The following is a 25,054-nucleotide window of genomic DNA, read 5'->3' as shown; positions in this document are numbered from 1 at the left end:
CGCGATTTCCGTTTCTGCCTGTTCGCAACCGTGATACTGAGGATGAGCGATTGAATAAACAGAATTTTTTTGCTTCTTTGGGGTCCAAAGCCGACGCGTCAATCTGAGACCCGATCGGATAAGGAGGCACAGCAGATGGGTTTTCCCGGCACCTGGATGACCGAAAGCGAAAGCATGGTTTACCGTGTTGTGCCCAAATGTGCCTGCTCGACCATCGGGCAGATCATGTATTATTCCGATCATGGCAGGTTCTTTGATGGCGACATACATGATGCCAAAGATGGCATGCATAAATGGGCTTTTGGCCCGAGTCAGGACCCGATTTCAACCAATGTCCGCTCGCATGCGTCTTATTCCTTTACCTGCGTGCGCAACCCGTACACCCGCGTTCTGAGCTCGTTTTTCGACAAGATCTGCGGCATTCAGCGCAATGGGAAACGGTATCGCGGCAACCTTGTGCCGACGCTGGTTTACAATTACGGCATCGAGGTTGGCGGCGACGACGGCAAGGGAGAGTTCGACCAGATCGCCAGCTTTCGCCGGTTCCTGCTTTTTGCGCGTGATACGATTCGCTGGCGGCGCCCGATGGATCCGGACATTCACTGGTCGGCGATGTCCGGGCATGTCTCGACCTTCATCGTGAATGGCGGGCGGTATGACCGGATTTTCTGGACCGAACGTTTCAACGACGGGATGCAGGATGTTCTGGATCACATCCAGACCCCTCACGCCATAGCATTGTCGGATATTCCGCGGTTCAACGAATCCGAAGGACACGGGCCCAAGCGCGCGCATCCGGTCGAGGCTTATTTCGACGACCTGTCGATGCATCTGGTCTATGAGATCTACAAACAGGATTTCGATCTATTCAAATACGATTTCGAAAACCCGGCAAACAAGATGCCGATCGGTGAAATCGATCTGGACGAGGTTCACGCCAAACTTGGTGATTGACCAAACCGCAAACGCTCCTGCCCATCGTCAGTGCTTCTTGCGAAACACCTCCTTTGGTTGGGCCCGGCGCCGCGCAATGCGCGGCGCCGGGCCCAAGTCCGAACGTGGCATCGGCAAGGCCGATGGTGCGATTGGGCGCGGGAGCTTTTGTAAAGTAGGCAGACCCGCCGGTTCTTCGCGAAAAGAACCGGTCCGTTTCGGGGTCAAACCTGGCGAACGGCCCCTTTGGCTGCACTGGTGGTCAGTTTCGCGTAGGCTTTCAGCGCGGTTGAAACTTTGCGCTTGCGCGGCTGCGTGGGCACCCAGCCTTTCTCGTCCTGTTCCTCGCGACGGGCGGCAAGTTCTTCGTCCGACACGGCCAGATGGATGGAGCGGTTTGGAATGTCGATCTCGATTGTATCGCCGTTCTGCACCAGGCCGATCTCGCCGCCCTCGGCGGCTTCAGGCGAGACGTGACCGATGGACAACCCCGACGTGCCGCCCGAGAAGCGCCCGTCTGTCAGCAATGCGCAGGCTTTACCCAGACCTTTGGATTTCAGATACGAAGTCGGGTAGAGCATTTCCTGCATCCCCGGCCCGCCGCGCGGACCTTCGTAGCGGATGACCACCACGTCACCTTCCTTGACCTTGCCGGTGAGGATATCGTTCACCGCCTGATCCTGGCTTTCGCAGACATAGGCCGACCCGGTGAACTTCAGGATGTCTGCATCCACCCCGGCAGTTTTCACGATGCAGCCGTCGCGCGCGATGTTTCCGAACAGAACCGCCAGACCGCCGTCCTGGCTGAACGCATGTTCTTTCGAGCGGATCACCCCACCTTCGCGGTCGGTGTCCAGCTCCTTGTAACGGTTCGACTGGCTGAATGCCTGGGTGGTGCGCACGCCACCGGGGGCCGCCTTGAACAGCTCCTGCGCCTTGGGGTTGTTGGCGATCTTGATGTCCCAATTGGCAATCGCTTCACCCATTGTGGCGGAATGGACCGTGCTGCATTCTTCGTGCAACAGGCCTGCACGGCTCAACTCGCCCAGGATCGAGAAGATGCCACCGGCGCGGTGAACGTCTTCCATATGCACATTCTCGGTGTTGGGCGCGACCTTGCACAAACACGGCACCTTGCGGCTGAGGCGATCCATGTCGGACATGGTGAAATGCACCTCACCCTCGTGCGCGATGGCCAGCAGGTGCAGAACGGTGTTGGTGGACCCGCCCATCGCGATATCCAGGCTCATGGCATTTTCGAACGCATCAAAGGTCGCGATCTCACGCGGCAAAAAGCCTTTCTCGTCCAGATCGTAATGCCGCTTGGTGATCTCGACGATGCGGCGGCCGGCTTCCAGGAACAGATCCTTGCGATCCGCATGGGTCGCCAGGGTCGAGCCATTGCCCGGCAGCGCCAGACCCAGCGCCTCGGCCAGACAATTCATCGAGTTCGCGGTGAACATGCCCGAACACGACCCGCAGGTCGGGCAGGCGTTTTCCTCGATGTGCTGAACCTGTTCGTCGGTGTACTTGTCGTCCGCGGCGGCAACCATCGCGTCCACGAGGTCGATTTTCTTGACGTCCAGATCCGCGATGTCGATCTTGCCGGCCTCCATCGGTCCACCTGAGACAAAGATCGCCGGGATGTTCAGGCGCATCGCAGCCATCAGCATGCCGGGGGTGATCTTGTCGCAGTTCGAGATGCAGACCATCGCATCTGCACAATGGGCGTTAACCATGTATTCAACCGAATCCGCGATCACCTCGCGCGAGGGCAGCGAATAGAGCATGCCGTCATGGCCCATTGCGATGCCGTCATCCACAGCGATGGTGTTGAATTCTTTGGCGACGCCGCCTGCGGCCTCGACCTCGCGCGCAACCATCTGGCCCAGATCCTTCAGGTGCACATGCCCGGGCACGAATTGGGTGAACGAATTGACGATGGCGATGATCGGTTTGCCAAAATCGTCATCCTCCATGCCAGTGGCGCGCCACAAGCCGCGTGCGCCCGCCATGTTGCGGCCATGAGTGGAGGTTCTGGATCGGTACAATGGCATGATGCTGTTTCCCTGTTGCCTCGGGTTGCATAGATCGGGTTTCGTGCGTTATAGCGCACGTATCACATGTGCGCTATAACGCACAAGAGGATTCGCGGGACGCTGACATGAACTCTGACGATATTACACTGAAGCTGAGGGATGTGCGCGCAGCATCCGGCCTCAGCCTGTCCAAAGTGGCCGAAATGACAGGCGTCAGCAAAGCAATGTTGGGTCAGATCGAACGCGGTGAATCCAGCCCGACGATCGCTACGCTCTGGAAAATCGCCAAAGGGTTTCAAGTGCCGCTGAGTGCTCTGATCGACACGGCGATCGGCGATCCATCCGTCTTTCAGACGGTCACGTTTCCCGGCAGTATAGAGGTCAAGATCGTGTTCCCTTTCGATCCCGCATTGGGGGCTGAGACATTCCACGTCAATCTGAACCCGAACCAGAGCCACGAATCGCCTGCACACGCGGTTGGTGTTACCGAGGAAGTCTTTGTTCTGGGCGGAACACTTGAAATTCTGCGTGGTGAGGAATGGGTGCCCTTACATGCCGGACAGGGATTGCGCTTTGCAGCCGACGTGCCTCATGGGTATCGCGCGGGGGCGCAGGGTGCTGCGTTTTTGAATATGCACCATTACGGACAGCTCTCTGACAATTCTGAAAACGGCATGGCTCATTGATGACCGATATTCTGAACACCCTCACGATCGTGGATGCAATCGGTTCGTTTGGCGCTTTGATCGTGGTCGCCGCGTATTTCGCAACGCAAATGCGAATGATGAATTCCGACGATCTGGCCTTTCCGGTGATCAACCTTCTGGGCTCGGTGCTGATCGTCTATTCTCTGGTGCACAATTTCAATCTGGCTTCGATGCTGATCGAAGGGTTCTGGGTTTTGATCAGTTTCATCGGAATTATTCAGCATTTTCGCCTGCGCAGCGCGGCAGAATAGCCCTATCCAGCCTTGAACCCCTATGCTGCCGGGTATAGGGAAAAATCAAGCTCGCTCAGGGGAGGCATTGATGCAGGACGATCCGAAAACCCTCGTATCTACCGAATGGCTGGCCGCACATATCAAGGACCCGGATCTGCGGATTCTGGACGGGTCGTGGTATTTGCCTTCGCAAAACCGCGATGCCCGGGCTGAATATGACGCGGGTCACATTCCCGGGGCGCGGTTCTTCGATATCGACGAGATTTCAGACCACCGTTCGGACCTGCCGCACATGGCCCCTCCGGTCGAGAAATTCATGTCGCGCCTGCGGGCGATGGGCGTGGGTGATGGTCATCAGGTCGTCGTCTACGACGGGGCCGGTCTGATGTCCGCAGCCCGGGTCTGGTGGCTGTTCCGGCTTATGGGTCAGGAAAACATCGCCATTCTGGATGGGGGATTGCCGAAATGGAACGCGGAAGGGCGCGAGCTCGAGGATCTGCCGCCAGTCATCCGCGACCGCCACATGACAGTCCGGGTGCAGAACCATTTGGTTCGGGACGTCACGCAAGTGTCTGCGGCAGCGAAACTGGCAGATCACGAGATCATTGATGCCCGTTCTGCCGCCCGTTTCGCCGGAACTGAGGTCGAGCCGCGGGAAGGCCTGCGTTCCGGTCATATTCCGGGGTCGCGCAATGTCCCGTTTGGCCAGTTGTTGAACGCCAATGGCACAATGAAATCGCCTGAGGATTGCCGTGCCGTTTTCGAGGCTGCCGGCGTTGATCTGTCGAAACCGGCGATCACGTCCTGCGGATCTGGCGTTACCGCTGCAATCCTCAGCCTTGCGCTTGAACGCATGGGCAAGAAAGATCACTCGCTTTATGACGGCTCCTGGGCTGAATGGGGCGCCTTCCCGACCCTTCCCGTCGCAACCGGAGAGAACTGATGTTCGAATTCCTCAAGCCGCAGCCTGCGGATAAAATCCTGATGCTGATGCAGATGTACCGCGAGGACCCGCGTGATCAGAAGATTGATCTGGGCGTGGGCGTCTACAAAAATGCCGAGGGTGTGACGCCGGTGATGCGCTCGGTCAAGGCCGCCGAGCAGCGCATACTGGAAGAGCAGGAATCCAAAGCCTATACAGGGCTGGCCGGCGATCCGGCCTTTGCAGATGTGATGATCGGCCTGATCTTGGGCACGTCCGTACCGCGGGGAAACATTGCAGCTGTTGCGACCCCTGGCGGGACCGGTGCCTGCCGACAGGCGTTCGAATTGATCCGCATGGCCAACCCCTCGGCGCGCGTCTTCGTGTCGAACCCGACATGGCCGAACCACCTGTCCATTCTGAATTATCTGGGCATGGAGACGGTTCAGTATCGATATTTCGACGGCGATACCCGCGGCGTTGATTTCGACGGCATGATCGAGGATCTGAAAACCGCCAATGCGGGCGACGTCGTTCTGCTGCATGGTTGCTGCCACAACCCGACCGGCGCCAATCTGAACATGGTGCAGTGGCAGGACGTCGTAAACCTGATCAACGAGCGTGGTTTGGTGGCGATGATCGACATTGCTTACCAGGGGTTTGGCGACGGTCTGGAAGAAGACGCGCAGGCGGTCCGGTTGGTGGCGTCATCGGTCAAGGAATGCCTGATCGCGGCGTCCTGTTCCAAGAACTTCGGTGTCTATCGCGAGCGTACCGGCCTGTTGATGGCCGTCAGCGCGGACGCGGGGCAGACGGCTTTGAACCAAGCCACTCTGGCCTTCCTGAATCGCCAGAACTATTCCTTCCCGCCCGATCACGGTGCGCGGGTTGTGACGACCATCCTGATGGACGAAGCGCTGCGTGCTGAATGGCAGGCCGAACTGGAAGAAACCCGTTTGTCCATGCTGGGATTGCGCAAGCAACTGGCGGACGAGCTGCAACGCCTGAGCGGATCGGACCGGTTCGGTTTCATCGCTCAGCACCGCGGCATGTTCTCGCGCCTCGGCGCCTCGCCGGAACTGGTTGAAAAACTGCGGACCGACCATGGAATCTACATGGTTGGTGACAGCCGTCTGAATATCGCAGGACTGAATGCAAAAACCGTGCCGATTCTGGCCAAGGCGATTGTCGACGTTGGAGCTTGAGTTCGCTTGGTTTCAATAAGAAAACCCGGGCAGAACTGCCCGGGTTTTTTTGTTCCGTCTTGCAGCTTAGCCTTTGGAGAATTCCGGATAGGCTTCCATACCCAACTCGCCCATGTCGAGCCCGTTGATCTCTTCTTCTTCGCCAACCCGCAGGCCGACCGTGGCCTTGAGAACCGAGAAGAGGACATAGCTGACCACGAAGACGAAGATGCCGATGGCGGCAAAGCCGATGATCTGGGTCACAAAGCTGGCGTCGCTGTTGGTCCATGCCACGATGAACGTTCCCCAGAAGCCTGCGATCAGGTGAACCGGGATTGCGCCGACCACGTCGTCGATCTTCATGCGGTCCAGCATCGGGACGGTGAGGACGACGATGACGCCACCGATTGCGCCGATGATCAGTGCCTGGAACAGCGACGGGGCCAGCGGTTCGGCGGTGATCGACACCAGACCAGCCAGCGCGCCGTTCAGTACCATCGTCAGATCGACCTTGCCATACATCAGTTGCGTCAGGATCAGCGTGGCGACGGCACCCGCTGCAGCAGCCATGTTGGTGTTGGCAAAGATACGGCTGATGTCGGCCATGTCTCCAATGGTGCCCATTGCCAGCTGCGAACCACCGTTGAAGCCGAACCAACCCAGCCAAAGGATGAACGTGCCCAAAGTGGCCAGCGCCAGGTTCGAACCGGGGATCGGAACCACTTTGCCGTCCTTGTTGTACTTGCCGATACGCGGGCCCAGCACGATGGCGCCTGCGAGCGCGGCAAAACCACCTGCGGCATGGACCAGAGTCGAGCCAGCGAAGTCACTGAAGCCCATCTCGGACAGCCAACCGCCGCCCCACTGCCAGGATGCTTCGATCGGGTAGATGATGCCGGTCAGCACGATCACAAAGGCGAAGAACGGCCACAGTTTGACACGTTCCGCCATGGTGCCCGAGACAATCGACGCAGTGGTGGCGCAGAACATCAGCTGGAAGAAGAAGTCCGAACCGACGGAGGCATAGGACAGGTCGGTCTCAACTCCGGCAAGACCGACGGGTTCTAGCGATGTTGGCGAGAACGCGCCAAGAACGCCTGTAATGGTCCAGCCATCACCCGGATACATCAGGTTGAAGCCGACCAGCCAGTACATGATGGCGGCAAACGAAAACAGGCCCATGTTCTTGATCAGCTGCATCGCAACGTTCTTGGAGCGCACCAGACCGGCCTCGAGCATGGCAAAGCCAGCGGCCATCCAGAACACCAGGAACCCGCCAACCAGAAACAGCAGCGAGGTCAGGATGTATTGCGTGTGCTGCGCGGTCTCGCCAGCGGCGGCCTCTTGCGCAAGGCCCATCTGCGGCAGCACGACAAGCGCGGCAGCAGGGATGAGAGATTTCATCAGGTTCATGTGACTTCCTCGAATGACTATGAGTGGGGACGCCTTACAGCGCCTCTTCGTTGGTTTCCCCGGTCCGCACGCGCAGGGCCTGCTCGACATCGAGGACGAAAACCTTGCCATCGCCGATCTTGCCGGTTTTGGCTGTTTTGGTGATGGTTTCGACGATCTGGTCGGTCATCGTGGCGGGAACCACGATTTCCAGTTTGATCTTGGGCACGAAGTTCACCGCGTACTCGGCGCCGCGATAGATTTCCGTGTGGCCCGACTGCGAACCAAAGCCCTTGATCTCGGTTACCATCATGCCGCGCACGCCCGCTTCGGTCAGTGCCTCGCGCACCTCCTCAAGCTTGAACGGCTTGATTGTCGCAATGATCAGTTTCACGTCTTTCCCCTCTGCTTCCCGGGCAGGCCGGTTTGTTTGCACCTGCAGAAAAAGAGCCTGAGCGGGCGTCATAGGAAACGGTCTGACAGCCCGGACGCGAGGGAAATCAGGGCAAAGTTGCACATTTTTTGCACAAAATTTCCGACATGTTTAAATTTTAAGCGAATCTGAGAGGGAAATTACCGGAATTTCACACCTCTACATGACCGCGTTGCCAAGGTAAGGTGACGCAAAAGCACAATCGGGCAGAGTTTGAGCATGACTGAGTCCAAGCGCCGAAAGCCGCCACTGGTCGCAGAAAAAAGGTATCCGTCGAAGGGCCGCAAGCCCACGGCGACCAAGCGGGCTGCAAAACCCGCTGGCAAGAAATCAAACGCCCGAAAGACGGCGACGCGCAGGACTGGGCGAAAGAAAACCCGGCGCACCGGCGGTGGTGGCGGCGTGTTCCGTCGCATGTTCCGGTGGGTTTTCCGCCTGCTCTGGGGGCTGACGTGGCGTGTCGGCGCAATCGTCGGGCTGTTGCTGATGTTGGCCGTCGGCGTGGTTTATTCTACGCTTCCGGATGTTGATGCGCTGCTGGACGGTCGTGCGCGTGGTTCGGTCACGCTGCTGGATCGCAACGGCAAAGTCTTTGCCTGGCGCGGTGATCAGTTTGGCGGGGTGATAACGGCCAGAACTGTCTCGCCCCATCTCAAAAACGCCGTTGTGGCGACCGAGGACAAGCGGTTCTATCGCCATTTCGGTGTCAGCCCACGGGGTGTGGCCAGCGCGGTTCGCATCAATCTGAGTGAAGGGCGCGGTCCCTTGTCGGGCCACGGTGGGTCGACCATCACGCAGCAGACGGCCAAGCTGTTGTGTCTGGGTGTGCCTTATGTGCCAAGCGAATGGGAATCAGAGGCCGCATATGAAGCTGATTGCCGGCAGGGGTCACTCTGGCGCAAGGCCAAGGAAGCCATCTACGCGATGGCGATGGAGGTCAAATACTCCAAGGATGAGATTCTCACGATCTATCTGAACCGCGCTTTCCTTGGCGCCGGTGCGCGCGGGTTTGAGGCCGCAAGTCAGCGGTACTTCGGGATATCGGCGGCCGAGGTCAATCCGTCCCAGGCTGCGATGCTGGCCGGGTTGCTGGTCGCCCCGACGCGGTTTGCACCCACCAACGATCTCCAACGCTCGCAGGACCGGGCACGGCTTGTGGTCGGGTTGATGGAGGCGCAGGGCTACCTGACAGCCTCTCAGGCATCTGCAGCGCGAAATAACCCGGCAGAGCTTTCCGAAGCCGCCGCCGCGCGGGCAGGTGGGTACTTCGCCGACTGGGTCATGGCCAGCGGGCCCGAGTTCTTTACGCGCAATACGACCGAGGACGTGGTAATCCGCACCACCCTGGATCAGCGCCTGCAGAAATCGGCTGAAGAGGCGCTGCAGTACATTTTTCAGGAAAAAGTGCGCGACGGGTCCAAGGCGCAAGCCGCGATCATTGTGATGTCCGCCGATGGCGCCGTGCGCGCGATGGTCGGTGGTCGCAAGACCCGTGTATCGGGCGCGTTCAACCGGGCGACCCAGGCGCTGCGCCAGACCGGTTCCTCGTTCAAGCCCTTCGTTTATGCTACGGCGCTGGAACTGGGGTATTCCCCATTGGATATCGTCGTGGACGAGCCCTACTGCATCGACATTCCCGGTTCCGGGCAGTGGTGCCCCAAGAACTATACCAAGAAGTATTATGGCCGGGTCACGCTGGCGGATGCGCTGAAGAATTCTCTGAATATACCAGCAGTGAAAGTCGCCGAGATTTCCGGGCTGGAAAACGTTCGCACGGTTGCCAGCGGTTTCGGTATCGCCAGCGATCTTGCGCAGGGCCCTGCACTGGCGCTGGGCGCGTCGGAAAGCACGCTGATCGAGATGACGGGAGCATATGCCGGCATCCTGAACGGTGGCTCGGCAGTTGAACCGTACGGTCTGACGGAACTCAAGCTGCTGGGCGATGAAACGCCGGTGATGGTAACGACGACAGGGATTGGTGAGCGTGTGATCCGCGATGACGCGGCCCGGCAACTGACCTGGATGATGGAGCGTGTCGTTTCCGAAGGCACCGGCCAACGCGCGAAGCTGCCGGGTTGGCAGGTGGCAGGAAAGACCGGCACGACGCAGGCGGCCCGCGATGCGTGGTTCATTGGCTTTACGGCGGACTATGTGGCGGGTGTCTGGATGGGTTATGACGACAACACGCCGTTGTCCGGAGTGACAGGTGGCGGTCTGCCCGCAGAGATATGGAGGGAAACCATGCTGCGCGTGACCGAGGGGATGACGCCCACGCCATTGCCGATGATGCTGCCGGAGCAACCCAAGCAGGTGGCAAAACCCAGAAATCCCAAACGCAAACCCGGTGGTTTTGCCAAAGCGGTGGATAACTTGCTGAAGGATATTTTTGGCGGGAACTGACCCGCGCCAAAAAAAGGGGAAGGCGGCGACCTGCGCGCCGCCTTCGGTGTTTTTCAGACGCTGGCGTCCAGCGCGGCCAGAATGGCGTCGCCCATTTCGGTGGTCGAGACCGGCTCGACCCCTTTTTCGGCCAGCAGATCGGCTGTGCGCACGCCGTCGGCCAGAACTTTCTCGATCGCGGCTTCAAGGCGGTCGGCCTCGGCGCCCTGATCAAAGCTGTAGCGCAGCGCCATGGCAAAGCTGAGGATACAGGCAATCGGGTTGGCTTTGCCCTGACCGGTGATGTCCGGGGCTGACCCATGCACTGGTTCATACATCGCCTTGGGGCGGCCATTCGCCATCGGCGCGCCAAGGCTGGCCGACGGCAGCATCCCCAGCGAACCGGTCAGCATCGCGGCGCAATCGGACAGCACGTCGCCGAACAGGTTGTCGGTTACGATTACATCGAACTGCTTGGGTGCGCGAACCAACTGCATCGCACCGTTGTCGGCATACATATGGCTCAGTTCGACTTCGGGGTATTCCTGGCCGACGCGAGTCACGACCTCGCGCCACAGGATGCCCGATTCCATCACGTTGGCTTTCTCCATCGAGCACAGTTTCTTGTTCCGGCGCATGGCCAGCTCAAAGGCCGAACGTGCGGCGCGTTCGATTTCGGATTCGGTATAGCGCTGGGTGTTGATGCCCACACGCTCGTTGCCTTCTTCGAAAATGCCGCGCGGCTCGCCGAAGTAGACGCCCGAGGTCAGCTCGCGCACGATCATGATGTCGAGGCCTGCGACCACGTCCTTTTTCAGCGATGAGAAATCCGCCAATGCGTCAAAGCATTGTGCCGGGCGCAGGTTGGAATACAGGTCCATCTCCTTGCGCAGGCGCAGCAGACCGCGTTCGGGTTTCAGGCTGAAGTCCAGATCATCGTATTTCGGACCACCCACGGCACCCAGAAGAACTGCGTCGACCTCCTGCGCCTTGGCCATAGTCTCATCCGACAGGGGCTTGCCGTGCGCATCATAGGCCGCGCCGCCGACCAGATCCTCGCTCACGTCAAAGTGAAGGCCGCGGTTTTCGCCGAACCAGTCGATGATTCTGCGCACTTCGGCCATAACTTCCGGGCCAATTCCGTCTCCGGGCAGGATGAGGAGCGAGGGGTTGGACATGAAGGGTCTCCTTGCGTTTTGTCGCAATGGCCCTAGCGTCTGCGCCGCATCGGGTCAATGAGACGAACCCGCCAAATCAGAAGGAAAACACATGTTGATACCGGGAAACGCCGTTCCTGATCTGAAAATCCAGACCGTGGGGCAGGGAACGTTCGATCTGGAAGCCGACAAGGGCGAAAACGGGACACTGGTGATTCAGTATCGCGGTTTGCATTGCCCGATCTGTATCCGGCAGATGGGCGAGGTGGAAGCTGCGCTGGATGACTTCGCTGCGCTTGGTGTCGAAGTGATCATGCTGAGCACAGACACGGCCGAGCGGGCGGCTGAAACTGTTGGAAAAGCAGGCACCTCGCGGCTAAGGGTCGGGCACAGCCTGCCGCTGCCTGCGGCACGAGATGACTGGGGTTTGTATATGTCAAAAGGGCGCGAAGGCACCGCCGAGGCCGCATTTTTCGCCGAGCCCGGGCATTTCTATATTGCCCCGGACCGGACGCTGTATTTCGCATGGCTGCAATCGACCCCATTTGGCCGGCCGTCGGTTTCGGACATGAAAGGCGGTATCAAATACGCGCTCGACAACAGCTATCCGCCGCGCGGTACCTACACAGGGGCGCTCTGATCGCTTACAGGCTGGCCCGCAAACCTTCGGCCAACAGGTCCCAGACCCTGCGAATGCGCGGTGTCTGTCGCATCGCCTGAGGGGCGGCCAGCCACACCGGCAATACCGGAATCTCCACGTCCAGCGGCAGAATCTCGACATCCGGATCCGCTTCAGCCACCTGCACCTGGCTGAAACCGATGCCGCAGCCGGCGCGGATCAATTCCCAATAGGCGCTTTGCAGATCGCATCTTGTGGCAAAGTTGTCCCGATTGGCGGGCCAACCCTTGTTGCGCATCTCGGTGATGATCTGTTCGTTGGCGTCAAATCCGACCAGATCATGCCGGAACAGGTCCTCGGGGTTTTGAGGGCGGCCGGCCCGATCCAGATACGAGCGGGCAGCACAGAAACAAAGCGGCACGTCCCCGAGATAACGGGATACAATGTCCACCTGTTCGGGCCTGTACATGCGCACGGCGATGTCTGCCTCGCGATACAGCAGGTTTTCGCTGGCGTCCGTGGCAACCAGCTCAAGCTGTATGGATGGCTCCTGTATGCGGATCTGGGCCAGAATTGGCGGCAGAAGGTGATGCGAGGCAAAGACCGAAGCCGTAATGCGGACCGACCCTTCCAATTGCGTCGATTGCCCGGCCGCAGTCAGATTGAAGGCGTTCATGGCAGCATGCATCTGCTGGGCCATCGGCAAAAGCTGAGCACCTGCATCGCTAAGGCGCAGGCCTCTTGCATGCCGCTCGAACAGGGATACACCCAAATCGGTTTCCAGGGTCTGGATCTGCCGCCCGAGTGTTGGCTGGCTGCGATTGAGCTGACGCGCCGCAGCCGAGAGAGAGCCGGTTTCCGCCACTGACAAAAAGCTTTGAATCAGCGACCAGTCTGAGTGGGTGAGGGATTTATCCATTCACTGATGAATACATGATCTGTTGTTTTCGGCAATTCCCCATGTGATGTGAATGGATATCTTGGCTCTGACAGGAGGAAGCCATGACAAATACCGTTCTCATACTGGGGTCCACAGGCCGGTTCGGCCGAAATGCAAAGGCAGCGTTTCAAGATGCGGGCTGGCAGGTCCGCACCTTCGACCGCAAAACTCAGAGTTTGCAGGCGGAAGCCCAAGGCGTGGATGTGATCGTCAACGCGTGGAACCCGCAATATCCGGATTGGGAAAGACAGGTTCCAAAACTGCACAAACAGGTGATTTCCGCCGCAACGGAAACAGGCGCCACAGTTGTCGTGCCCGGAAACGTCTATGTTTTTGACGCCAACGCGCCAGGGCCATGGTCTGCGGACGCACCGCATGGGGCAACGAACCCCTTGGGTCGTATTCGGGCCGAGATGGAAGACGCTTACCGTTCTTCACCGGTTCGCACGATCATCCTGCGGGCAGGTGATTTCATAGATACCTGTGCCTCCGGAAACTGGTTCGATCAGGTTATTGCCAAGCCATTGCAAAGGGGTTGGATCACCTATCCGGGTGATCCGGACATTCCGCATTCCTGGGCCTATCTGCCGGATCTTGCAAGAACCGCGGTAGAGCTGGCGGAACGCAGGGCCAGCCTGCCCAGGTTCTGTGATGTGTCCTTTAAGGGGTATACGCTGACCGGTTCGGAACTGGCGAAGGCACTGTCGCGTGTGACCGGAACTCAGGTCCTTGTGAAGCCGATGCGGTGGTGGCCCATATATTTGGCCCGCCCGTTCTGGCGGCTGGCGCCGCATCTGATTGAGATGCGGTATCTTTGGAATGTGCCGCACAGTCTGGATGGAACTGCGCTGCGCGACTTGCTTGGGCGGATTCCGCAAACTGATCTGGATGTTGCATTGCGTAATGCATCGCCAGAGTTTCGTGTATCGCAATCCCCGTCATCGCACGCAGTCGGCGCCTGACGGGCGCACGCCTCAGGGCGCAGTCAGGTCGACCCAGACCAACCTGTGCCTGCTGGCGCGTTCTGCGGTTTTGCGAAGGGCCGAGTCTTCTGGTGGCCAGAACATCCCCGACCCTGCAACCGTCAGATCCGAGGATGGCAACACATAGTCTACCCGCAGTTCGCCGACCCCTTTCCAGCGAACTGTGTTGGTGTCACCCTCACTATTGCGAGGGATCGGGTCCTGCAAGCGTGGATCGGCCAGCAGTTTCCGGATTTCGTCGCGATGACCCTCGCCACCTCCGGGGTCCAGATTGGCGTCCCCGGCAATGACAAACGGGGCGGTCGGTGCCGGTCCCAAATGCCCGTCCAGAAGCAGTGACCAGAACCGAAGCTCATCGCGGTTGCGCAATCCGTTGCGGTCTTCAGGGCCGTCGAAGACAGGTGGCGTGGCATGAAACGTGAAAAGGCGCAGTTTGCCGATCGGGGTGTCGACTGGCACGACCCAGTGACCGGTTGATGACAGGCGTTGCACGTCTTGCGCCTGAGCTGAGGGAAATGGCCTTCCTGCCTGTTGTGGCAGTTGCGCCCCTGGCAAATCGCGCCACAGCAGCGCAGAGAAATCCAGCGTCTCGGACTGAATGATCTTGTATCGTGACAAGACTGCGAGCCCGCCGTGCCCCGTGAAACGCCCCCAGCCTTGTGCATCGCCGGGTCCTTGCGTTTCGCCATCTCCATCCAGATCGACCTCCGCTTCCAGTCCGGAATTGGGCAGTACCGAATAACTATGGGGGTAGTCGAGGCCTTGGATGCGCAATTGTTCGGTGAACGCAGTCAGGGTCAGGCCGTCCAGATCCCAGTCGATACCTTGCAAAGCCACGATGTCGGGGCGAACCGCGCCCAGAACCTCGACCACTGCCTGAACCTGATCGTCACCCCGCTCTATGTCGCGCAGCAAAAGGCCCGGACCTTCCCGGCTGAGTTCTGTGTTGAAAGTCGCGACGCGCACCGTCTCTGCCTGCGCTGCGAAGGGCAGCAACAACAGGACAAGGGCGCGGATCATGCAGTCTGCGTTGACTCGGCTGTGGAGTATGCGCGGCGCTTTTCGACGATCAGCCCGGCAATGCGCAGGGTCGCCATCCCCCGCATGATCATGCTGGCAGGCAGGAAGGCCCACGCACACATGGTCCAGATCAGCGTCTGCGGATTGCTGAGCGAGATGGGATTGGCAAAATCGGTCAATAGCTTGATCAGCGCGGGAATCAGGAACGGCAGAAGGATACCGATCGAGATATTCAGTCGGCCATCGCGCTGCAGGCGGGTGACGACGTCACCGCCCTTGGTCGGGTCAAACAGCGGCAGATTGGTCCAGACATTGAACGCGCCGTTTCCTGTCGGCCAGCCGCGCAGCTTCACGGCATAAGCAAAGCTTGCAATTGTCACCAGGGCCGCGACATAGGCCACACTGGCGGTCGCCCGAACCAGTTCGATCATCGACTGCCCGGCGTCAGCAGGAAGCATCAGAACGATCAGCCGAACCGGTGAATATGGAAAGTCAGCCACGTTGGCTACAGCGAGGCCCATGGAATAGACCGCGCGTGTCAGCTCGGTCGGGGCGTACATGTTTTTGCAGATCAGCGTCAGAAACGTGACCATCGACAGCAATCCGACAAAGCGCAGCCGGTTTACCGGCGGTGCATCACGGAATTCAATGAAACTGGGGAAGGCAGAGTTGTATTCTGCAAAGGTCAGGAAAAACGCGAGGATCGCGAGAAAGACGACAATCTCGGTTCCGTTCGTCGAAGATATCGGCAGATATAACGCAGGGGTAAGCACCATCAGTGCCACCAGTATTCCACGTATCGCCGCCCCGGTTGTGCGCGCAATCAATATTCCGAACCCTTTCAAACTGGACTAGTCAGTTCTGTGCCGACTTCATTCCAACTTGTGCCTGCCGAGTGAGTCATCGGCGGATGCCTGTTTTGATGCAAGATGAACAAAACCGGTCAATCAGCTCAAGCCAAGGGGCAGAAAACACGTGCTTTCAGGCAAAATGATGGCGCAACTGGTGCGGGATTGCATCATTTTTGACGCAAATCCGACGTGTATGTCAAATTGATACCTACATGTTGTGGGCCGCGCGTTTTCAACCCCAAGAATGCGAGCGGGGCCGCCTTGGCGACCCCGTCAGGTTGAGTATCCCCAGATTCGTTTCCAGAATCAGACCCAGGGGCGGGACTGGCTGGCATGTTCCTCGAATTTGTCGATGTGATGGTCTTTTTCCATCGTCAGGCCGATATCGTCCAGACCGTTCAGCAGGCAATGCTTGCGGTGCGGGTCAATTTCGAACTCGATGACAACGCCGTCCGAGGTGGTGATCTGCTGATCTTCCAGATGCACGGTCATGCGGGCGTTTTCGCCCTTGTGTGCATCTTCCATCAGGATCGCGTGATGCTCTGCCTCGACCACGATGGGCAGGATGCCGTTCTTGAAGCAGTTGTTGAAGAAGATGTCGGCGAAGCTGGTCGAGATCACGACCTTGATGCCGAAATCCCTGATCGCCCAGGGCGCATGTTCACGCGACGAGCCGCAGCCGAAATTGTCACCGGCCACCAGAATTTCGGTGTTGCGGTAGGCGGGCTTGTTCAGGACGAAGCCTTCGTTCTCGCCGCCATGATCGTGATAACGCATCTCGTCAAACAGCACGACGCCAAGGCCGGACCGTTTGATGGTTTTCAGATGTACTTTCGGAATGATCATATCGGTGTCGATATTGATCAGCGGCATTGGGGCGGCCACCCCTCGGACTTTTTCAAACTTTTCCATGTTCACACTCCTGCGGGAGAGGGCCGCGCCCATGCCCCGCGTTTAAGCTTCTTTCGCTTCTGTCGTTTCGTTAGGTGCGCCTTTGACGAAGAGCGCCATGAAGACCAGACCGAACCCGTTGAACAGCATCTCGATGCCAAGCAGGATGCCCAGCAACCGCAGCAGAACCGTTGGTTCCGCAGCCGCATAAGACCAGATGATGCCTGCCAGGATGATCGACAAGATCCCCGAAATCAGGGTCGGCCAGAAAAATGACGTTCCGCGCATCTGAAATGAAAGGATGATTCGGGCAATCCCGCCTGCCATGAACAGGATCAGAACAACCGTTGCCAGCGTCAGCGTACCTTCCAGCGGGTTGCCCAGAAAGGACCAACCCAGGAACAGCATCACGGCCCCCATGATGAAGGACAGGATCTTGTTACCCGTTCCTTCGACCGAAAACCCCCCGGCAACCTGCAGCACGCCGGAGATCAGCAACAGCACACCCGTAACCAAAGTGACGGCAATCGACGCCACATAAGGCGCGCCCAGCACAAAGACGCCGAACGCTATGGACAGCAGCCCCAGCAGGAGCCATTTGACCCAATCACTCATTTCAGTCTCTCCCTCAAATATCTAGATATGAGGGTAGCTTACATCAGTTCACGGACGTCTGTCAGCCGTCCTGTGATTGCCGCTGCGGCAGCCATTGCCGGGCTCAGCAGATGGGTGCGCCCACCACGGCCCTGACGACCCTCGAAATTGCGGTTCGAAGTCGCGGCGCAGCGCTCGCCCGGTTGCAACTGATCGGGGTTCATCGCCAGACACATCGAGCATCCCGCCAGACGCCATTCGAAACCGGCCTCTTTGAAGATGTCTGCCAGACCTTCTTCCTCGGCCTGAGCACGGACCAGACCCGAGCCGGGCACGACCATCGCGCGCATGCCGTCCTTGATCTTCTTGCCTTTCAGGATCGCGGCGGCGGCCCGCAGATCTTCGATTCGGCCATTGGTGCACGAGCCGATGAAGACGGTGTCGATTTCCACATCGCTCAGTTTCTGACCGGCTGTCAGGCCCATGTACTCGATCGAACGGCGGGCTGCATCGACCTTGCCGCCCTCGAAATCCTCGGGGTGGGGCACGGTTGCGGTGATCGGCAGAACGTCCTCGGGGCTGGTGCCCCAGGTCACGACCGGCGCGATGTCTTCGCCACGCAGGGTGACGACCTTGTCGAAATGCGCGCCTTCATCGGTGTAGAGCGTCTTCCACCAGTCCATCGCGGCTTCCCACTGCGCGCCTTTAGGGGCGTGCGGGCGGCCTTTGACATATTCAAAGGTGGTCTCATCAGGTGCGATCAGGCCAGCACGGGCACCGCCTTCGATGGCCATGTTGCAGACGGTCATGCGGCCTTCCATCGACAGATCGCGGATCGCTTCGCCGCAATATTCAATGACATAGCCGGTGCCGCCGGCGGTGCCGGTCTCACCGATCACGGCCAGCGTGATGTCCTTGGCGGTTACGCCCGGCTGCAATTTGCCGGTGATTTCCACCTTCATATTCTTGGACTTCTTCTGGATCAGTGTCTGCGTGGCCAGAACATGCTCGACCTCAGACGTACCGATACCGTGGGCCAGAGCGCCAAACGCGCCGTGGGTGGCGGTGTGGCTGTCGCCACAGACGACGGTCATGCCGGGCAGGGTCCAGCCCTGCTCCGGGCCGACGATGTGCACGATGCCCTGACGAACGTCATTCACCGGGTAGTAGTGAATGCCGAAATCCTTGGCGTTCTTGTCCAGCGCTTCGACCTGAATGCGCGATTCGGGGTTTTCGATCCCGTTTACGCGATCCGGCGTGGTGGGAACGTTGTGATCCGGCACGGCAATGGTCTTTTCCGGCGCGCGGACCTTGCGGCCGGCCATGCGCAGGCCTTCGAACGCCTGCGGGCTGGTGACTTCGTGCACCAGGTGGCGGTCGATATACAGCAGGCTGGTGCCATCATCGGCTTCGTGCGCGACATGGGCATCCCAGATCTTGTCATAGAGTGTTTTGGGGGACATCGGTCCTCTCCCGTAAGTAATGAGAAATAGCTGGCGAGTTGGCTCAGGCGGCCGATAGGCGCGCCAGGACCGTGCGGGCAGCCCCGTAGAACCGTTCACGCAGACGCGCGCGGTCTTCCAGATTCTGAAGTTGGGCCACATTGAGTCTCATGCGGTTCAGATATAACGGCCACTCACGTCAATCAAGGTTCAATACCGGTGCAGTTCGCGTGCGGGCTTGCATCGCCTCGCACAGATCGCCAATCTGGCGGGCATGAACCAGGATTTGCTACCGGAAACGCTGTCCGAGCTTTACGCGAACATGACGGCGGCTTTTTCAGAACAGCTTGAAAATCTGATCGAATTGATCGTCACGCCGGGCTGGAGGCAGTACCAACTCGTCATCATCCTGTTCCTGTGGTTGTTGGCGTTCCTGCTGAAACTGCTGACACAGAGCCGGTGGGAGGCCTGGGCCCGCGCGCGCTCCGGCTGGCCGAAATGGCGACTGCGCATTCTGGTCCAACTGATGCGGCGCCTGACGCTCGTATATTTCACGCTGCTGTCCTGGGGACTTTACTGGGGGATGCAGCAGGCGACATGGCCCTCGCGCAGTTACATCATCGGTGTTTTTGCCACATTGGGCCTGGCCTGGCTGGCCATCGCGCTGGTCTCGCGGCTGGTGCGGAACCGAACGCTGCGGCAGATATTCAAGTGGTCCATGTGGGTCTACGCAACGCTGATTGCCCTGGGGTTGACCGATGATGTGGCCGGGTTCCTGGACGGGGTGGCGATTTCCATCGGCGATCTGCATATCTCGGCGCTTGGGATCATCAAGGCTGTCCTGCTGATCGGCATCCTGCTGACGCTGGCCCGGCTTGGAACGCGCGCGGCCGAGCGCGGGCTGAAAAGCAACGACGACATTACGCCCTCGATGCAGGTGTTGCTGGCCAAGGGCATTCAGGTGCTGCTTTACGGCGCGGTTTTCATGGCCGCGATCCGCACGCTTGGCTTCGACCTGACGGGGATCGCGCTGTTGTCCGGTGCGATCGGTGTCGGCATCGGTTTCGGGCTTCAGAAAGTGGTGTCGAACTTGATTTCCGGGATCATCATCCTGATGGACCGGTCGATCAAACCCGGCGATGTCATATCGCTGGGCGACACGTTCGGCTGGATCAATGCGCTGGGCGCGCGTTATGTTTCGGTCGTCACTCGAGATGGGCGCGAATATCTGATCCCGAATGAGGATCTGATCACCAATCAGGTGGTGAACTGGTCGCATTCTGACAAGTTCGTTCGGCTGGATCTGAAGTTCGGCACCAGCTATGGCGATGACCCACACAAGGTACGTGCCACGGCCATCCGGTCCGTTAAAACGGTGGCCCGGGTGCTGAGCGGCGGCTCGCACGAACCTGTCTGCCACATCACCGGTTTTGGCGACAGCAGCGTGGACTACGTGTTGCGGTTCTGGATCAGCGACCCGACCAAGGGGCTGACGAATATCCGGGGCAATGTCTACCTGGCGCTATGGGACGCGTTCAAGGATGAGGGAATAACAATACCCTTCCCGCAGCGTGAGGTTCGCTTGCTTCCCGACGACGCAGACGCGCAACAACTCTCGAAAGAGTGAAAGGGCCGGGCGCCCTGAAATCGCCCATTCATTGAAATGTTGCATTCCCCTTGTTACCTTAATAGTACCCCAGCGCCGGGGTTTTGGCGGCGCGCAGCAAAGGAGGACTATGTCCTGTCTCTACATACACAGGCGGGTTTGCCCGCCGATGATGGTGCCAGCGTAATGGCCCACTCTCAGTCAATCAGCGACAAGCTGCTTGAACGCATCCTTTCCTCACTTTCCGATGACAAGGCCGAAGACGTCGTGCAGATCAACCTGCAGGGCAAATCGTCGGTTGCGGATCACATGGTGATTGCCTCGGGTCGGTCGACCCGTCAGGTCTCGGCCATGGCGGAAAAGCTGACGGATCGCATCAAGCAGGAATTCGGTTTCACCTCGAAGGTCGAAGGCAAGGATGCCGGCGACTGGGTGCTGATCGATACGGGCGACGTGATCGTCCATATCTTCCGTCCCGAAGTGCGTGAATTCTACCAGCTGGAAAAGATGTGGCTGCCTCAGGGCGGCAGCGCCTCGGCGAACTGAGGCGCCATCCCGGCCTGCATTAACTGGCCGGAGGCTAGAGAGACATGCGTATCAGTATAGTTGCGGTCGGGCGATTGCGCGCCGGACCGGAGAAGACCCTGCTTGACGATTATCTTACCCGATTTGACCGGACCGGCCGTGCGCTGGGCCTTGGTCCTGCGCGGGTGATCGAGGTTGAAGATAAGAAAAACGCCGGTATGGGCGCCGAGGGCGCGCTTCTGCGCAAGGCACTGCCCAAAGGGGCTGTAATCTGTACAATGGATGAGCGGGGACAGGTGTTGTCCTCTCCCGATTTTGCGCGGAAGCTGGGCAACTGGCGGGATGCCGGGCGACAGGATCTGGCGCTGATCATTGGCGGGGCGGACGGAATAGATCCGGGTCTGCGCGCCGAGGCCGACTTTTCCATTTCCTTTGGGTCGATGGTCTGGCCTCACATGTTGGTCCGTGTGATGTTGGCCGAACAACTCTACCGGGCCGCAACTATTCTGTCGGGCGGCCCCTATCACCGGGTCTGACATGGCACAGCTTCTGATCATCTATCATTCACGCACCGGCGGTAGCCGCCAGATGGCCGAGGCTGCGGCAGAGGCGGGGCGGGCTGAGGCAGATGTGGTGTTGAAAACCGCCTGTCAGGCTGAGCCCGAGGACCTGCTGCGCGCCGATGGATACATCTTCTGCGGACCCGAGAATCTGGCGGCGATTTCGGGTCAGATGAAAGAATTCTTCGACCGCAGCTACTATCCGGTTTTGGGAAAAATCGAAGGCCGTCCGTATGCACAAATGATATGCGCCGGGTCAGATGGCCAAAATGCCGCCCGTCAGATCGCAAGGATCGCGACGGGATGGCGATTGAAAGAGGTGCAGCCCCCTTTGATTGTTTGCACCCATGCCCAGACGTCCGAGGCTATACTGGCCGAAAAGACCATCCCGGCCGACCAACTGGACAAATGCTCCGAAGTTGGGGCAGCCATGGCCGCCGGCCTCAGTCTGGGTGTGTTCTGATCGTCACTTCAACTGGACGATTGTCGTCTCGGCGTTCCAGCCGTCCACGCTGCAACGGGCCTGCACCTGAACCTGCGACGTGCCCGCCGGTATCGTGATGCCGCTCAGGGATCGCGTGAAAGGCTGCTCGGTCTCGTGTGGATGGTGCAGAACGCGAATACCAATCTGTTCGCCGTTCATGTTGAGAATACGCCAACCATCCGCGTAGTGATCCCAGCCGGTGTCAGGGTGACGGATGGTGACATCAAACCGCCACGTATCCCCGTTGCTGCTGGTCGAGACATTTTCGATCACGGGCGGGTCGGCGAGGGCTGGCGCAGCAAGGAGAAGGTTGAGAATCAGGTATCGCATGGTCCGAAGCTACGGTTTTGTAAGCGGATTGTTAATCACGTCTGTGTGTCTGTCTGACCGGTTGTCAGTGCAATGTGAAGAGCTGATCGGTGTGACCGTGCGTTTGGACGGTACTGATCATGTGGGGCCGAAGCGGCCACCAGATGAATGCTTGTCAGCCCTCCCTTTTGGTAATATTATTTTACCAAAAGGGAGGGTTCGCCATGGAAATGCCACTGCCTGATCCGGACGTGATTTCACGAAAGCACAGGATCACAATGCGCCTGCAACAGGTTTTGCCAAGCGATGCGATCATTCACGATCAGGCTGAAACCCGGGCCTATGAATGCGACGCCCTGACGGCATACAGGTGCCCTCCGATGCTGGTGGTTCTGCCATCTACCACGCAAGAGGTTTCGGAGGTTCTGCGTATTTGCCATCAGGAAGGCGTGCCGGTTGTCCCGCGTGGTGCGGGGACGTCTCTGGCCGGAGGCGCCCTGCCAACCGCCGACTGTGTCATTCTGGGCGTCGCCCGTATGAACGATGTGCTGGAGGTAGACTACGACAACCGCTTCATCCGGGTGCAGACGGGCCGAACGAACCTGAGTGTTACCGGTGCAGTCGAAGACAATGATTTCTTCTATGCCCCGGACCCCTCATCGCAACTGGCCTGCGCGATTGCCGGTAATATCGCAATGAATTCGGGTGGGGCGCATTGCCTGAAATATGGGGTGACGACCAACAACCTGCTGGGCGTGAAGATGGTAATGATGGACGGCAGCGTGGTCGAAATCGGCGGTGCGCATCTGGATGCAGGCGGACTGGACCTGCTTGGCGTCATCTGCGGCTCGGAAGGGCAATTGGGTGTCGTGACCGAGGCAACGCTGCGCATCCTGCGCAAACCGGAAGGCGCCCGGCCTGTTCTGATGGGTTTTGACGATAACGAAGTCGCCGGGCAGTGCGTGTCCGACATAATAAAGTCAGGCATTCTGCCGGTGGCAATCGAATTCATGGACCGTCTGTGCATTCAGGCCTGCGAGAACTTTGCCAAAGCCGGGTATCCGGATTGCGAAGCCCTGCTGATTGTCGAGGTCGAAGGATCCGAGGCAGAAATCGACAGCCAGTTGTCCAAGATCGTCGAGATCGCCAAACGTCACAACCCGGTCGAACTGCGCGAAAGCCAGTCCGCCGAGGAAAGCGCCCGAATTTGGCTGGGGCGCAAATCGGCCTTTGGCGCGATGGGGCAGATGAACGATTATATGTGTCTCGACGGCACGATCCCGGTTTCATCGCTTCCAAAAGTGCTGCGACGTATCGGCGAGATGAGTGAGGAATTCGGACTGCATGTCGGCAACGTGTTTCATGCAGGCGACGGCAATATACACCCGCTGATCCTGTTCGATGCCAACAAACCGGGCGATCTTGAGAAATGCGAAGCGTTCGGTGCCGAAATACTGAAGCTGTGCGTCGATGTCGGCGGATGTCTGACCGGCGAACACGGGGTCGGCATCGAAAAGCGCGATCTGATGACACATCAATACGGGGCGCAGGATCTTGAAGCGCAGATGGCGGTCAAGGATGTGTTCGATCCGAACTGGCTGCTGAACCCGGCCAAGGTGTTTCCGCTGGATGTTTCGGCGACGCGCCGAATTGCTGCAGAGTAGGGGGCACTGCCCTCGTCGCGCGATCGCCCCGAGGATTTTGGAACAGAAGAAGAGACATGAGACCTGAAACAGAGGCCGAATTGGCCGAAATGGTGGCCGGGCTGGCGCAGCCGGTGCGAATTGCCGGGGGAGGTACCCGAGGTGTGACCGGGCCGGATGCGGACCTGAGTGTGACAGGATTGCGCGGGATCACCCTCTATGAGCCGGGTGCGCTGACATTGGTCGCCCGGGCCGGAACTTCGGTAGCGGATATCAATGCCGCGCTTGATGCCGAAGGCCAGAGGCTTGCGTTCGAGCCGATGGATCATCGCGCGCTGATGGGCACAACAGGCGAGCCGACAATAGGGGGCGTGGTTGCCGCCAATGTCTCGGGGCCGCGCCGCGTGCAGGCGGGGGCGTGTCGGGATTTTCTTTTGGGCGTGCGCTATGTCGACGGTTTGGGGCAAGTGATCCGAAACGGTGGCCGGGTGATGAAAAACGTTACCGGATACGATCTGGTCAAGCTGTTGGCCGGGTCGTGGGGGACGCTTGGCGTGTTGACCGAGGTCTCGCTGAAAGTTTTGCCGCGCTCGGAAAGTTCGGCAACTCTGGTGTGGAGCGGGTGCGACTGGTCACAATCCCTGAAACTGTTCAGCGAGGCGCTGGCGTCCCCTTTCGAAGTCACGGGTGCCGCGCGACTGCCGGGCGGATCACAGATGAAACAAACAACGTCCGAGACGGTCATTCGTATTGAAGGGTTCAGCGATTCAGTTGCGTATCGGGTTGGCAAACTGGCAGAAATGTTCAACCATCAAAAGCCCGACCGAATAGTGACCGACGCTGCGGAAAACGAGGCGATCTGGAAGGCTGTTCGTGATGTCGAGCCCTTCGCAGACACTGCGGGAAATGTCTGGAAAACGTCCGTCAAGCCGACAGACATGCTGCGCGTCGTAGACCAGCCGGGCTGCACTCATCTTCTGGATTGGGGCGGAGGGCTGATCTGGACGCTTGCGCCCGAAGGGGTCGATCTTCGGGCCGCGCTGGCCGAGGTTCCGGGGCATTCCACGCTTGTTCGGGGCAACGATGCTGAAATCGCACGGTTTGGTCGTTTTCAGCCCGAACCTGCAGGGGTGGCCGCGCTGACGCAGGGATTGCGACAGCGGTTTGACCCGAAGGGTTTATTCAATCCGGGCCTGATGGGGTAGGGT

The 25,054-nt window shown here is 59.1% G+C and carries 26 protein-coding genes; 14 read left to right on the top strand and 12 right to left on the bottom strand.

Going from position 1 to position 25,054, the window contains the following annotated elements; all coding sequences use genetic code 11:
• The first annotated feature begins 135 nt into the window (after positions 1–135).
• Positions 136–954 (top strand): sulfotransferase family protein, encoded by an 819-nt coding sequence (locus AC2FIR_RS11560; RefSeq protein WP_170805790.1) that lies wholly within the window; start codon positions 136–138, stop codon positions 952–954.
• A 203-nt stretch (positions 955–1,157) separates the two neighbouring features.
• Here the strand turns inward: AC2FIR_RS11560 and ilvD are convergent, their stop codons facing one another.
• On the bottom strand, positions 1,158–2,990 hold the full coding sequence (gene ilvD, locus AC2FIR_RS11555; RefSeq protein ID WP_170615611.1) for a dihydroxy-acid dehydratase: 1,833 nt from the start codon (positions 2,988–2,990) through the stop codon (positions 1,158–1,160).
• Between the two features lie 107 nt (positions 2,991–3,097).
• On the opposite strand from ilvD, the gene AC2FIR_RS11550 reads away from it, so the two are divergent.
• The 4 genes from AC2FIR_RS11550 (at position 3,098) to AC2FIR_RS11535 (ending at position 6,039) form a co-directional block, all read left to right on the top strand.
• Positions 3,098–3,658: a helix-turn-helix domain-containing protein gene (locus AC2FIR_RS11550; protein ID WP_170619584.1), complete on the top strand. Its 561-nt coding sequence runs from the start codon at positions 3,098–3,100 to the stop codon at positions 3,656–3,658.
• The gene (locus tag AC2FIR_RS11545) at positions 3,658–3,930 is read left to right on the top strand and encodes a CBU_0592 family membrane protein (protein ID WP_496746778.1); all 273 of its coding nucleotides are present in this window, start codon (positions 3,658–3,660) and stop codon (positions 3,928–3,930) included. Before AC2FIR_RS11550 ends, AC2FIR_RS11545 begins: the two co-directional genes overlap by 1 nt.
• A gap of 70 nt (positions 3,931–4,000) precedes the next feature.
• A complete protein-coding gene (gene sseA, locus AC2FIR_RS11540; protein WP_170805792.1) occupies positions 4,001–4,855 on the top strand; it encodes a 3-mercaptopyruvate sulfurtransferase in 855 nt (284 codons plus the stop codon).
• Complete coding sequence (locus tag AC2FIR_RS11535; protein WP_496746776.1) at positions 4,855–6,039, top strand: amino acid aminotransferase; 1,185 nt, start codon at positions 4,855–4,857, stop codon at positions 6,037–6,039. Before sseA ends, AC2FIR_RS11535 begins: the two co-directional genes overlap by 1 nt.
• A 66-nt stretch (positions 6,040–6,105) precedes the next feature.
• Here AC2FIR_RS11535 and AC2FIR_RS11530 read toward each other — a convergent pair whose 3' ends face one another.
• Together AC2FIR_RS11530 and AC2FIR_RS11525 are read right to left on the bottom strand one after the other, a co-directional pair.
• Positions 6,106–7,431 (bottom strand): ammonium transporter, encoded by a 1,326-nt coding sequence (locus tag AC2FIR_RS11530; RefSeq protein ID WP_496746775.1) that lies wholly within the window; start codon positions 7,429–7,431, stop codon positions 6,106–6,108.
• A 34-nt stretch (positions 7,432–7,465) separates the two neighbouring features.
• A complete protein-coding gene (locus AC2FIR_RS11525) occupies positions 7,466–7,804 on the bottom strand; it encodes a P-II family nitrogen regulator (protein ID WP_170615599.1) in 339 nt (112 codons plus the stop codon).
• Between the two features lie 258 nt (positions 7,805–8,062).
• On the opposite strand from AC2FIR_RS11525, the gene AC2FIR_RS11520 reads away from it, so the two are divergent.
• On the top strand, positions 8,063–10,243 hold the full coding sequence (locus AC2FIR_RS11520; protein ID WP_496746773.1) for a transglycosylase domain-containing protein: 2,181 nt from the start codon (positions 8,063–8,065) through the stop codon (positions 10,241–10,243).
• 53 nt (positions 10,244–10,296) lie between these two features.
• Here the strand turns inward: AC2FIR_RS11520 and leuB are convergent, their stop codons facing one another.
• A complete protein-coding gene (gene leuB / locus AC2FIR_RS11515) occupies positions 10,297–11,400 on the bottom strand; it encodes a 3-isopropylmalate dehydrogenase (protein WP_170615594.1) in 1,104 nt (367 codons plus the stop codon).
• Positions 11,401–11,491: 91 nt separating this feature from the next.
• Here leuB and AC2FIR_RS11510 point away from each other — a divergent pair, with 91 nt between their 5' ends.
• Positions 11,492–12,019: a redoxin domain-containing protein gene (locus AC2FIR_RS11510; protein WP_496746771.1), complete on the top strand. Its 528-nt coding sequence runs from the start codon at positions 11,492–11,494 to the stop codon at positions 12,017–12,019.
• Between the two features lie 4 nt (positions 12,020–12,023).
• On the opposite strand, the gene AC2FIR_RS11505 is transcribed toward AC2FIR_RS11510, so the two are convergent.
• Positions 12,024–12,917, bottom strand: coding sequence for a LysR family transcriptional regulator (locus AC2FIR_RS11505; protein ID WP_480914920.1), 894 nt, complete (start codon positions 12,915–12,917; stop codon positions 12,024–12,026).
• Between the two features lie 83 nt (positions 12,918–13,000).
• On the opposite strand from AC2FIR_RS11505, the gene AC2FIR_RS11500 reads away from it, so the two are divergent.
• Positions 13,001–13,900, top strand: a complete 900-nt coding sequence (locus AC2FIR_RS11500; protein WP_496762378.1) for a Rossmann-fold NAD(P)-binding domain-containing protein — start codon at positions 13,001–13,003, stop codon at positions 13,898–13,900.
• A gap of 12 nt (positions 13,901–13,912) precedes the next feature.
• Here the strand turns inward: AC2FIR_RS11500 and AC2FIR_RS11495 are convergent, their stop codons facing one another.
• The 6 genes from AC2FIR_RS11495 to AC2FIR_RS11470 all read right to left on the bottom strand — a co-directional run bounded on the left by AC2FIR_RS11495 (position 13,913) and on the right by AC2FIR_RS11470 (position 18,879).
• Positions 13,913–14,941, bottom strand: a complete 1,029-nt coding sequence (locus AC2FIR_RS11495) for an endonuclease/exonuclease/phosphatase family protein (protein ID WP_496762376.1) — start codon at positions 14,939–14,941, stop codon at positions 13,913–13,915.
• On the bottom strand, positions 14,938–15,768 hold the full coding sequence (locus AC2FIR_RS11490) for a hypothetical protein (RefSeq protein ID WP_170615584.1): 831 nt from the start codon (positions 15,766–15,768) through the stop codon (positions 14,938–14,940). Before AC2FIR_RS11490 ends, AC2FIR_RS11495 begins: the two co-directional genes overlap by 4 nt.
• A gap of 330 nt (positions 15,769–16,098) precedes the next feature.
• Positions 16,099–16,704, bottom strand: coding sequence for a 3-isopropylmalate dehydratase small subunit (leuD, locus tag AC2FIR_RS11485; protein WP_496762374.1), 606 nt, complete (start codon positions 16,702–16,704; stop codon positions 16,099–16,101).
• Positions 16,705–16,746: 42 nt separating this feature from the next.
• Complete coding sequence (locus tag AC2FIR_RS11480) at positions 16,747–17,298, bottom strand: HdeD family acid-resistance protein (protein ID WP_321250428.1); 552 nt, start codon at positions 17,296–17,298, stop codon at positions 16,747–16,749.
• 38 nt (positions 17,299–17,336) lie between these two features.
• Positions 17,337–18,740 (bottom strand): 3-isopropylmalate dehydratase large subunit, encoded by a 1,404-nt coding sequence (gene leuC, locus AC2FIR_RS11475; protein ID WP_170681888.1) that lies wholly within the window; start codon positions 18,738–18,740, stop codon positions 17,337–17,339.
• 43 nt (positions 18,741–18,783) lie between these two features.
• On the bottom strand, positions 18,784–18,879 hold the full coding sequence (locus tag AC2FIR_RS11470) for an isopropylmalate isomerase (protein ID WP_480441683.1): 96 nt from the start codon (positions 18,877–18,879) through the stop codon (positions 18,784–18,786).
• A gap of 114 nt (positions 18,880–18,993) precedes the next feature.
• On the opposite strand from AC2FIR_RS11470, the gene AC2FIR_RS11465 reads away from it, so the two are divergent.
• The 4 genes from AC2FIR_RS11465 to AC2FIR_RS11450 all read left to right on the top strand — a co-directional run bounded on the left by AC2FIR_RS11465 (position 18,994) and on the right by AC2FIR_RS11450 (position 21,873).
• Positions 18,994–20,346, top strand: a complete 1,353-nt coding sequence (locus AC2FIR_RS11465) for a mechanosensitive ion channel family protein (RefSeq protein ID WP_480526650.1) — start codon at positions 18,994–18,996, stop codon at positions 20,344–20,346.
• 165 nt (positions 20,347–20,511) lie between these two features.
• Positions 20,512–20,871 (top strand): ribosome silencing factor, encoded by a 360-nt coding sequence (rsfS, locus tag AC2FIR_RS11460; protein ID WP_058276550.1) that lies wholly within the window; start codon positions 20,512–20,514, stop codon positions 20,869–20,871.
• Positions 20,872–20,915: 44 nt separating this feature from the next.
• A complete protein-coding gene (rlmH, locus tag AC2FIR_RS11455; RefSeq protein ID WP_496746766.1) occupies positions 20,916–21,386 on the top strand; it encodes a 23S rRNA (pseudouridine(1915)-N(3))-methyltransferase RlmH in 471 nt (156 codons plus the stop codon).
• A gap of 1 nt (position 21,387) precedes the next feature.
• Positions 21,388–21,873 (top strand): flavodoxin family protein, encoded by a 486-nt coding sequence (locus AC2FIR_RS11450; protein ID WP_170615574.1) that lies wholly within the window; start codon positions 21,388–21,390, stop codon positions 21,871–21,873.
• Between the two features lie 3 nt (positions 21,874–21,876).
• On the opposite strand, the gene AC2FIR_RS11445 is transcribed toward AC2FIR_RS11450, so the two are convergent.
• Positions 21,877–22,224: a hypothetical protein gene (locus AC2FIR_RS11445; protein WP_170615572.1), complete on the bottom strand. Its 348-nt coding sequence runs from the start codon at positions 22,222–22,224 to the stop codon at positions 21,877–21,879.
• Between the two features lie 203 nt (positions 22,225–22,427).
• Between AC2FIR_RS11445 and AC2FIR_RS11440 the strand changes: the two genes are divergently transcribed.
• Positions 22,428–23,867, top strand: a complete 1,440-nt coding sequence (locus AC2FIR_RS11440) for an FAD-linked oxidase C-terminal domain-containing protein (protein WP_496746765.1) — start codon at positions 22,428–22,430, stop codon at positions 23,865–23,867.
• Positions 23,868–23,923: 56 nt separating this feature from the next.
• Complete coding sequence (locus AC2FIR_RS11435) at positions 23,924–25,051, top strand: FAD-binding protein (protein WP_496746764.1); 1,128 nt, start codon at positions 23,924–23,926, stop codon at positions 25,049–25,051.
• Positions 25,052–25,054: the final 3 nt, after the last annotated feature.

It is taken from the genome of Ruegeria sp. CDSB136 (assembly GCF_059610965.1).
The sequence above is the reverse complement of the archived record's forward strand: the minus strand, read 5'-3'. Positions and strand labels throughout refer to the sequence as shown.

Excerpts from the sequence above, each read along its gene's own strand:
- AC2FIR_RS11545 (WP_496746778.1), top strand. The coding sequence starts at position 3,658 with ATGACCGATATTCTGAACACCCTCACGATCGTGGATGCAATCGGTTCG.
- AC2FIR_RS11550 (WP_170619584.1), top strand. The coding sequence starts at position 3,098 with ATGAACTCTGACGATATTACACTGAAGCTGAGGGATGTGCGCGCAGCA.
- AC2FIR_RS11445 (WP_170615572.1), bottom strand. The coding sequence starts at position 22,224 with ATGCGATACCTGATTCTCAACCTTCTCCTTGCTGCGCCAGCCCTCGCC.
- rsfS (WP_058276550.1), top strand. The coding sequence starts at position 20,512 with ATGGCCCACTCTCAGTCAATCAGCGACAAGCTGCTTGAACGCATCCTT.
- AC2FIR_RS11560 (WP_170805790.1), top strand. The coding sequence starts at position 136 with ATGGGTTTTCCCGGCACCTGGATGACCGAAAGCGAAAGCATGGTTTAC.
- leuD (WP_496762374.1), bottom strand. The coding sequence starts at position 16,704 with ATGGAAAAGTTTGAAAAAGTCCGAGGGGTGGCCGCCCCAATGCCGCTG.
- AC2FIR_RS11480 (WP_321250428.1), bottom strand. The coding sequence starts at position 17,298 with ATGAGTGATTGGGTCAAATGGCTCCTGCTGGGGCTGCTGTCCATAGCG.
- AC2FIR_RS11450 (WP_170615574.1), top strand. The coding sequence starts at position 21,388 with ATGGCACAGCTTCTGATCATCTATCATTCACGCACCGGCGGTAGCCGC.
- AC2FIR_RS11510 (WP_496746771.1), top strand. The coding sequence starts at position 11,492 with ATGTTGATACCGGGAAACGCCGTTCCTGATCTGAAAATCCAGACCGTG.
- AC2FIR_RS11505 (WP_480914920.1), bottom strand. The coding sequence starts at position 12,917 with ATGGATAAATCCCTCACCCACTCAGACTGGTCGCTGATTCAAAGCTTT.
- AC2FIR_RS11520 (WP_496746773.1), top strand. The coding sequence starts at position 8,063 with ATGACTGAGTCCAAGCGCCGAAAGCCGCCACTGGTCGCAGAAAAAAGG.
- sseA (WP_170805792.1), top strand. The coding sequence starts at position 4,001 with ATGCAGGACGATCCGAAAACCCTCGTATCTACCGAATGGCTGGCCGCA.
- ilvD (WP_170615611.1), bottom strand. The coding sequence starts at position 2,990 with ATGCCATTGTACCGATCCAGAACCTCCACTCATGGCCGCAACATGGCG.
- AC2FIR_RS11435 (WP_496746764.1), top strand. The coding sequence starts at position 23,924 with ATGAGACCTGAAACAGAGGCCGAATTGGCCGAAATGGTGGCCGGGCTG.
- AC2FIR_RS11465 (WP_480526650.1), top strand. The coding sequence starts at position 18,994 with ATGAACCAGGATTTGCTACCGGAAACGCTGTCCGAGCTTTACGCGAAC.
- AC2FIR_RS11440 (WP_496746765.1), top strand. The coding sequence starts at position 22,428 with ATGGAAATGCCACTGCCTGATCCGGACGTGATTTCACGAAAGCACAGG.
- AC2FIR_RS11500 (WP_496762378.1), top strand. The coding sequence starts at position 13,001 with ATGACAAATACCGTTCTCATACTGGGGTCCACAGGCCGGTTCGGCCGA.
- AC2FIR_RS11535 (WP_496746776.1), top strand. The coding sequence starts at position 4,855 with ATGTTCGAATTCCTCAAGCCGCAGCCTGCGGATAAAATCCTGATGCTG.
- leuB (WP_170615594.1), bottom strand. The coding sequence starts at position 11,400 with ATGTCCAACCCCTCGCTCCTCATCCTGCCCGGAGACGGAATTGGCCCG.
- AC2FIR_RS11530 (WP_496746775.1), bottom strand. The coding sequence starts at position 7,431 with ATGAACCTGATGAAATCTCTCATCCCTGCTGCCGCGCTTGTCGTGCTG.
- AC2FIR_RS11495 (WP_496762376.1), bottom strand. The coding sequence starts at position 14,941 with ATGATCCGCGCCCTTGTCCTGTTGTTGCTGCCCTTCGCAGCGCAGGCA.
- rlmH (WP_496746766.1), top strand. The coding sequence starts at position 20,916 with ATGCGTATCAGTATAGTTGCGGTCGGGCGATTGCGCGCCGGACCGGAG.
- leuC (WP_170681888.1), bottom strand. The coding sequence starts at position 18,740 with ATGTCCCCCAAAACACTCTATGACAAGATCTGGGATGCCCATGTCGCG.